8 protein-coding genes are annotated in these 7175 nt (G+C 38.3%); all 8 read left to right on the top strand.

Annotated elements, in window-relative coordinates; translation table 11 throughout:
- Nucleotides 1–8 precede the first annotated feature (8 nt).
- Entirely contained in the window at nucleotides 9–98 is a 90-nt protein-coding gene (locus tag Q0241_RS22565) for a flagellin (RefSeq protein ID WP_366941162.1), read from the top strand.
- Nucleotides 99–192: 94 nt separating this feature from the next.
- The gene (locus Q0241_RS09185; protein WP_299376392.1) at nucleotides 193–585 is read left to right on the top strand and encodes a hypothetical protein; all 393 of its coding nucleotides are present in this window, start codon (nucleotides 193–195) and stop codon (nucleotides 583–585) included.
- A gap of 51 nt (nucleotides 586–636) precedes the next feature.
- The gene (gene fliD / locus Q0241_RS09180; protein WP_299376389.1) at nucleotides 637–2325 is read left to right on the top strand and encodes a flagellar filament capping protein FliD; all 1689 of its coding nucleotides are present in this window, start codon (nucleotides 637–639) and stop codon (nucleotides 2323–2325) included.
- Between the two features lie 13 nt (nucleotides 2326–2338).
- Nucleotides 2339–2815, top strand: coding sequence for a flagellar export chaperone FliS (gene fliS / locus Q0241_RS09175; protein ID WP_299376386.1), 477 nt, complete (start codon nucleotides 2339–2341; stop codon nucleotides 2813–2815).
- Nucleotides 2816–2969: 154 nt separating this feature from the next.
- Nucleotides 2970–5318, top strand: a complete 2349-nt coding sequence (locus Q0241_RS09170) for a hypothetical protein (protein WP_299376384.1) — start codon at nucleotides 2970–2972, stop codon at nucleotides 5316–5318.
- Between the two features lie 13 nt (nucleotides 5319–5331).
- The gene (locus Q0241_RS09165; RefSeq protein WP_299376381.1) at nucleotides 5332–6030 is read left to right on the top strand and encodes a WbqC family protein; all 699 of its coding nucleotides are present in this window, start codon (nucleotides 5332–5334) and stop codon (nucleotides 6028–6030) included.
- 52 nt (nucleotides 6031–6082) lie between these two features.
- Entirely contained in the window at nucleotides 6083–6811 is a 729-nt protein-coding gene (locus tag Q0241_RS09160; RefSeq protein ID WP_299376378.1) for a class I SAM-dependent methyltransferase, read from the top strand.
- An 86-nt stretch (nucleotides 6812–6897) separates the two neighbouring features.
- A partial coding sequence (locus Q0241_RS09155) for a hypothetical protein (protein WP_299376376.1) occupies nucleotides 6898–7175 on the top strand: 278 nt, incomplete at its 3' end.

Below are 7175 nucleotides of genomic sequence, written 5' to 3'. Positions count from 1 at the left end.
GTAAGTTGGTGACTGCAAACGTTCTGACTCAGGCGGCAGTTTCTGCCTTGTCGCAGGCCAATCAGATACCACAATCCCTATTGAGAGTTCTTCAGTAAGCTCTTATAATGGTCGAAAGCCGTGGGTATTTCGGTGCCTACGGCTATTTTGAAAATTATCGTTTTTTGTATTTAGGAAAGAGGAGGAGGTCTGATGTCTGATGTAACTATTTCAGGGCAACCTGCTCAGCTTGTTCCAAAGATTTCTGCTGCGAGCTCTAGTGTTTCAAAGTTAAGTTCTGTTAGCGCAAATACTGCTCAAGCTGTTGTAAGTGTTCCGCAGAATATTGAAGCAAAAGCAGCCCAGTCGCCAAATGCTTCAGTTGAGCGTCGATCTGTTGATAATACAGCTGCCGCTCCGTCACAGCCATCGTCAAATATTGTTACTTACCGGGATAGTGAGTCTGGTCGTTTGGTTGTTCGCCTAATAGATGAAAATAACAATGCTGTGATTTCTGAATTCCCAAGTAAGACAATGTTGGGTAATTATCCGAAGCAATCAAGTTTGCCGTTCTCAACAAATGTTAATCTGGATACAGAAGCATAACTGGAATGCATCTTGCATTCATAAAACTATGTTTTTGATATGGAGTAGGACATGGACGCTGGAACTCTAACATACGTTAATGGCTCCCCGAGAATTACCGGTCAGTATTCTGGGTTTGATACCAACGCGATTGTAGAAGCAACATTATTGGCTAAGCGGCTTCCTGCTGTTAGGATGGAAAGCACGATTAGCGACAATGAAGTTCAAACAGAAGCTTATAGCGAGCTTAATACGCTTTTAACTTCCTTAAGAGATTCATTAAATGGGTTGCGTAACCCCCCTGGGTTAAGTGGGCGGGATAGCAATATATTTGAAGCCAAATCCGGGTTTTTAACTTCTTCTACCTCAACGCCCGCGACAGACATTCTTGGCGTTTCATCAACAAATTCCGCTGCTTCTGGTGTGTATGAGATAGAAGTATTGCAAATCGCTACCGCCAATAAAATTTCATCAGGTACCGTTGTTGATGCTACTGCAGCTCAGGGCGTTACCGACACCATCACGCTAGGGGTATCTGGTGGAGCAACAAAAGATATTTCTATAACGTCTGATATGTCCTTGAATGATATTGCTGGCGCAATAAATGGAGTTACAAATGACACTGGTGTTAGGGCATCGGTAATCAAGGTTGGTGATAATGACTTTCGCTTGGTTATGACCGCGGAGGAAACAGGTAAAGCCATTACTCTTTCAGGGGCGGGTAATTTTTTAAGTACTTATGGTGACGGGGCTGTTTTAACTGAATTACAAGCCGGGGATAAAGCACAAATAAAAGTTGATGGTATCGCCACTGTAATTGAGCGTGATACCAATAATATTACTGACGTGATTGAAGGCGTGACAATTCAGCTTTATAAAGCTGAGGTTGGTAATAATATAAAAGTTGAAATAAATAACAATTTAGGTGGTATTAAAACTGCTATTAACGATTTTGTAGAAACTTATAATACTTTAAGAGACCTTGTTAAACAGCAACGTGATTATGATCCAAGTTCATCTTCTGGTGGAAAGCCGCCTTTGTACGGTGATGATATTCTTAGGCGAGTTGATCGTGCTCTGAGTGGAATTGTGAGCACAGGTGCTGAAGGTGTGGATAGTAGTCAGATCAATACGTTAGCATTAATGGGAATTGAGCTTAATGGCGACAATAAGCTGATTGTCGATAGTACCAAATTGGACGATGCTTTGGTCACGAATCTTGATGGTGTGCGAAGCGTCTTTGAATTTACCTTTGAGCCGGACGACTCTCGACTTGCTGTTATTTCTCGTACCAAAGGAATTAATATTGATGATTTCTCTCTTGTCATTGATGGGGTCGATGGCAGTGGGAATATTACCGGCGCATCTGTGACGGGATATGGTAATGTCTTTGATATTACTGGTAATACCCTGAAAGGGAAGGTTGGTACTGCTTTCGAGGGAATGACCATGGTTTTTGTTGGTACACCTGGAAGCGGCTCTCAAACTATTGAGGTTAAAACATCTTATGGTATTGCCGAAAATTTCTTCCATTCCATTGATGACTTTGTAAAACCGGGATCCGGGCAGCTTTCTACGCGGATGCTTGAACTTGCTGATTCAAATAAAGAATTGAATGAAAAAATTGTTGCTCTTGATGCGCGGTTAGAATTAACACGTAATTTCTTAATAGAAAAATACTCCCGATTAGAGCAAGTATTGGCACAAGCCGATGCGATGAGAAAACAACTTGAAGCGCAAGCAAACGCTAGTAAAAACTAAAAAGGGGTGATCGATGTATCCTAATCCCTATGGTGCAAATGCATACTCTCAAGCGTCAAAAAATGTAGGACCGCTAAAAGCAATTGTTATGTTATACGAGGGTGCCATTCGTTTGATCAATGAGGCCAAACGGGCACATGATTCTCAAGACTATGAAGCAAGATTTATAGCGATTGATAAGGCGTCCAAAATTATACTAGGATTACAGGGGCAGCTAGATTTTGAAAATGGGGGGGATGTTTCCCCTATGCTTCATGAGTTTTATGATAGCTTGTTTATGAGAATGATGCAGGCGAATTCACGAAACCCAGAGCCTATTTTTGAAGATGTTCTAATCAGTTTAAAGAATATGAAAGAAACATGGGCGACTGTTGCCGAACAAGTCGGAGAAGGCAATCAAGCTGCGAAAGGTGTTGGGGGAAGCCTTAATGATGTTTCAACTTCAAATGATAAAAATATTCCTCCATCAAGTGCGTCGTTAAACGTGTAAATATAAGAAGTTAGAAAGTTGCTCTTATAATCTCCTAATGAGACATTTGTCTTAAGGAGATATATTGGTATGCCCACTATACAAGTGTGATGTAAAATCTTAAGCTAGTTTTTTTTTATGCTGTATTTGTCAAAATTTAAAGTGTGGGGATCAGGTGAAGCAGGGCAAGAAGTTCAACTACAAGGTTGAGAAAGCTGCAGAGGAAGCTTTGCAGTATCTGATGAATAAGCAATTTGATAACGCATCAGAAATTGCGACCAAAAATTTAAAGAAAAAACATAAACATCCAGTTTTTTTATTTGCCAAATCTGTTGATGCTCTTCTACAAGGCGATGAAACGTTATTTCGATCAGAATTTGATAAATTATTCAAATTATCTTCTGTAAGATATACAGATTATCATAATTTTGGTGTTTTTTTTCAACAACATAAATTGGATGTTCTAGCTGTTGAATGCTTTTCTGCTTGTGTGAAACTCAAGCAAGATTTTTTTGAAGGGCATGAACAATTAGGCAATTCTATTTTTAACCTCGGAGAGTATGAGAGTGCTTTGGGGGCTTATGCCACAGCGTTGATATTAAAACCTAAAAGTAAAGAGCTGGTCATTAGTGCAGGAAAGTGTTGTACAAAACTGGGGCATTATTCCGATGGACTTGAGTATTATCAGAGCTTATTGCCTGACTACCCTTTTGATAGTAATGTTAGGACTGGTGTAGCCAGTTGTTTAATTAGTCTTAATCGTGAGAGCGAAGCAGTAGCATTTCTTGGAAAAGATATAGATAAATCTTATGAACCTGAAAAAGATTATTATTTGTTGTCTTTGGTATCTTATAATAATTTCAAACTAGACTCGGCATTGAAATTTGCAGCCAAAGGGCATGAATTAAACCCGGATTATCTCCCTGTACTAAAGATGTATGGTACTTGTCTCGGACGTTTGAATATTCATAGTTTAGCGATAGATATTTTAAAAAAGGCAATTGAAAAAGACCCGAATGATCCAGAGGTGTTCTATAACTGTGGAAATTCATTTCAGGGAATTGGCGAAATTGATCAAGCTAGAGAGTATTATTTCGAGTGTTTACGGCTTAACTCTGAGTATTACTTAGCTTTTAATAATTTAGGATTTGGCTATAGTTTTCAGGGGGATGTTGGAAAAGCAAAAGAATGCTATGGCATCGCAATCGAACTCACTCCAAGTAGAGAGGATTTTCATAGCAACCTGCTATTCACGATCTTGCATGAAGAAAAAAGTAGCCCTGAAGATCATTTTCGAGAAGCACGCGTGTGGCAAGATAAGCATGCCATACCTATTGATCAGAGAGTTAAAGAATATAAGTTTAATCCTGATGAGGTGAAAAAGCTTCGTATCGGTTATATCTCGGGGGATTTTGGTGACCACGTAGCGGTTTACTATTGGTTGCCGGTTGCGCAACAACATGACAGAGACAAGTATGAAATTTTCCTTTATTCACAGAAGCCTCGGGAAGACGATTTCTCTAAGAGCATTAATGTCGAAATAGATAAGGTTTGCGATCAAAGAAGAGATGTTTCAGGTTTGTCGGATGAAGAACTGTGTGAGCAGATTGTTGATGATCAAATTCATATCCTTGTTGATTTGTCTGGACATACAGCCGGTAATCGTTTGAGGGCGTTGAGTTATAAACCTGCTCCAATTCAAACTAGTTATATCGGGTATCCAGCAACAACTGGGCTGGATAGTATGGATTATTATATTACTCAACCTTTTTCCGTTCCATTAGAGCATGAAGATCTCTTCTCTGAAAAACTTGCTCATATTGCGGGCTGTACAAGCTATCGTGTTCGTCCCGGAGCAGAGAAAATAGAGTCCAAAGAATTACCATACAAGGAAAATGGTTTTATTACGTTTGCCAATTTTAACCGAGCTGGAAAAGTTACTTCTGAGTGTATGAGAGCATGGGGGCAAATTTTACAACAGGTCCCCAACTCTAAACTAATGCTGAAAGTCAACCGTCTGGATGAAGATGATTTCACAAACGATTTTTATGAATGTCTTGATGATTTGGGGGTGGAAAGGGGACGGCTGATTTTGAGAACTCGTTCTGATTTCTTGCTTTACCTTGAAGAAATAAATGAGTTTGATCTCGGGTTAGATCCTTTTCCATATAATGGCGCGTCGACATCGTTAGATCTTTTTTATATGGGGCGAAGCTTTGTTTCCTTAACGAAGGGGCGCGCATTTCACGAGAACATTGGTGCTTCTTTACTTAAGTTTTTTGGGCAAGAGGAAATGATTGTTTCTTCTGTCGAAAAATATATTGAACGTGCAGTTTGGGCGGCAAATAATATGGAGGTATTAGAGGAGGATCGTTTGAAATTACGAAGTTTTTTCTTAACAGAGGTTGCTGGGGGCGGGGCGAAAGTATGTGCTTCTCTTGAACGGGCTATGGACGTGATGTGGAAACGATATTGTGACGGTGACAAAGTTGATCATATCACGCTAGATGGTATTGAGAGATAGGAGAACCTTTGGGATGAAAATTGCGATCATGCAACCCTATTTTCTTCCTTATATCGGGTACTTTCAATTAATAGATTCTACCGATCTTTTTATTTTGTACGATAATATTCAATATACAAAGAAAGGTTGGATTAATAGAAATCGTTTACTTCGAAATGGGAAAGACTTTACTTTCTCTTTACCTGTAAAAAAGGAATCAGATTATCTTGATATAAGAGATCGTAGTGTTGCGGATAGCTTTAATAGGCAAAAATTTTTGAATCAAATAAAAGAAGCCTATTCCAAAGCTCCTTATCTTGATCAAATTTTTCCTTTGATCGAAGATATTATTAATTATCAAGAAAGAAATTTATTTCAATTTATTTATCACTCCATACAAAAAATATGCTTAGTACTTGATATCAGTACTCAGATTAGAAAATCTTCAAGTATTGACGTCGATCATACATTGAAAAAACAAAAGAAAATTTTTACTTTCTGTGATGCTGTCGGTGCGGAGACCTATATTAATGCAATTGGCGGGCAAAAGCTTTATTCAAAAGAAGATTTTAGTGAGAGAGGAATTACTCTGAAATTCATAGTGCCAGAATTAAATGCATATCCTCAATTTGAATCTTCTTTTGTTGCTGGATTGTCGATTGTGGATGTCTTGATGTTTAATTCAACGGAATTGATTAAAGAAGCTATGCTAAGAGAGTATAAGTTAATTTAAACTATCATGGCTCAATAGTTACTAGAAAATATGTGAATAGGGATTATAGATAATGTCCAACAAATTAGATACTCACATCGAAATTTATAACGGAGGAAATCTATATGATTTTGATAACGGAATAATTTTGAAGTGGTATCCTGAACGAATTATGGCCCAATGTACCGATGCTAAGAGCCTTTTGGAATTGGGTTTAGGGCATGGACATACCGCAAATATTTTTTCTGAAAATTTTGACCGCTATCTTGTCCTTGATGGATCATCTGCCGTTATTGATAATTTTCATCAGAAGTACCCTGAGTGCTCTGCTGAAATAATCGAAACCTATTTTGAAGAATTTGATACCGACGAAAAATTTGATGTAATTGTCATGGGGTTTATCCTTGAACACGTTAATGATCCAAATCAAATTATAACCCGCTATAAACAATATTTGGCACCGGGAGGGAAGTTGTTTATTGCAGTTCCGAATGCGGCTGTTATGAACCGAAGACTTGGTGTTCTCGCGGGTTTATTAGATGATGTCACAACATTATCCGAGTTTGATCATATATCAGGGCATCAGAGATATTATACGGTAGAAACTCTTACGGCTGAAGTTAAGGATGCGGGTTTTCAGGTTGATACAATGGAAGGAATTTATTTGAAGCCTTTAACTACGAGCCAAATGTTATCTCTCAACTTAGATGAAAAAATAATAACTGGACTGTGTACTCTCGGCATTGATTATCCAGAGCTTTCTTGTGGGCTTTTGGCCGAAATTTCTATCGATCCAAATTGAGGATAGTACAATTTAAAAAGTTCTCTCATGTTTATAACTACAATTTACTGCATCTTGACTAATATTTGTCTTATGGAAGGACTGATATGAGAACGATACTTGTATCTGGTGCCAGTGGTATTGTCGGCTATGGAATTTTACGATCGTTACAACAAGCTGAGAGTACATATAAACTAATTGGAACATCGATCTATTGTGATTCTGTGGCCCCAGGTTTTTGCGATATCTTTATAGAAGCCCCTGCTACAAGTGATCCGTCTTACTTGAATTGGTTATTGGATACGATCGATAAATATAATATCGATATGATCATACCTGGCATTGAAGCTGATATGTATAAATGGGTTTTACATGTAAAAGATAT

Source organism: uncultured Kiloniella sp., assembly GCF_937128705.1.
Classification (GTDB): domain Bacteria; phylum Pseudomonadota; class Alphaproteobacteria; order Kiloniellales; family Kiloniellaceae; genus Kiloniella.
This window is presented reverse-complemented; position numbering and strand designations above follow the sequence as displayed.

Coding starts and splice junctions, on each gene's coding strand:
- Q0241_RS09185 (WP_299376392.1), top strand. CDS start 193: ATGTCTGATGTAACTATTTCAGGGCAACCTGCTCAGCTTGTTCCAAAG.
- fliD (WP_299376389.1), top strand. CDS start 637: ATGGACGCTGGAACTCTAACATACGTTAATGGCTCCCCGAGAATTACC.
- fliS (WP_299376386.1), top strand. CDS start 2,339: ATGTATCCTAATCCCTATGGTGCAAATGCATACTCTCAAGCGTCAAAA.
- Q0241_RS09165 (WP_299376381.1), top strand. CDS start 5,332: ATGAAAATTGCGATCATGCAACCCTATTTTCTTCCTTATATCGGGTAC.
- Q0241_RS09160 (WP_299376378.1), top strand. CDS start 6,083: ATGTCCAACAAATTAGATACTCACATCGAAATTTATAACGGAGGAAAT.